General features: G+C 71.6%; 1 protein-coding gene. It reads left to right on the top strand.

Features of this window, described 5'->3' with window-relative positions; translation table 11 throughout:
* Positions 1–40: 40 nt before the first annotated feature.
* The coding region (locus AC6CKD_RS37935; protein WP_498333983.1) for a S8 family peptidase at positions 41–987 on the top strand (947 nt) is incomplete at its 3' end.

The raw sequence follows: 987 nt of genomic DNA, 5'->3' as shown, positions 1-987 counted from the left end.
GGACGGCGGCACCGTCCGCGTCAACGTTCTCCTCGACGGGATGTCGGAACTCTCCTCTGCCTCCGAGGCGGGTGAAGTCCTCGTCTCCTACGACACCCTGCCGATGGTCACCCTGCGCGTGAACCGGTCCGGCCTGGACTCGCTGAGCGCCATGGCGGGCGTGGTCAGCGTCACCGAGGACGTCCCGGTCGAGCCGACGCTGAACGAGTCCACCGCCAAGATCGGCAGCGACGCGGCCACCGCCGCCGGCAAGACCGGCGCCGGCAGCGCGATCGCGATCCTCGACACCGGCGTCGCCACCCAGCACCCCTTCCTGGCCGGCCGCGTCAAGGCCGAGGCCTGCTTCTCCGTCACCGACGCCGCCTACGGCGCCGAAAGCCTGTGCCCCGACGGCACCGCCGAACAAGAGGGCGCCGGCAGCGCCGACGCCGACAGCGGCCCCTGCACCACCGTCGGAACCGGCTGCTCCCACGGCACCCACGTAGCCGGCATCGCCGCGGGCAACGGAACCGGCGTGACCGGAGCGCCCGCCCGCGGTGTCGCCCCCGGCGCGGACATCATCGCCATGCAGGTCTTCTCCAAGTTCACCTCCGACTCCTACTGCGGACCGGGCGCCAGCCCCTGCGTCCTGAGCTTCACCAGTTCACAGATCAAGGCACTGGAGAAGGTCTCGGCCCTCAAGAGCGCCGGCACCAACATCATCGCCGCGAACATGTCCCTGGGCGGCGGCCGCTGGACGGCCGCCTGCACCACCGATGCCCGCAAGCCGATCATCGACACCCTCTTCAACCAGGGCGTCGCCACCGTCGTCGCGGCCGGCAACAACGGCTACGCGAACGCGGTCAACGCCCCCGGCTGCGTGCCCTCCGCCCTCACGGTGGGCTCCACCACCGACGACGACCAGCTCTCCACCTTCAGCAACCGCGGCCCCCTCATCGACCTGCTCGCCCCCGGCACCGGCATCGTCTCCTCCGTCCCCGGCGGCGC

This window comes from Streptomyces sp. GQ60 (genome assembly GCF_059758875.1).
This window is presented reverse-complemented; position numbering and strand designations above follow the sequence as displayed.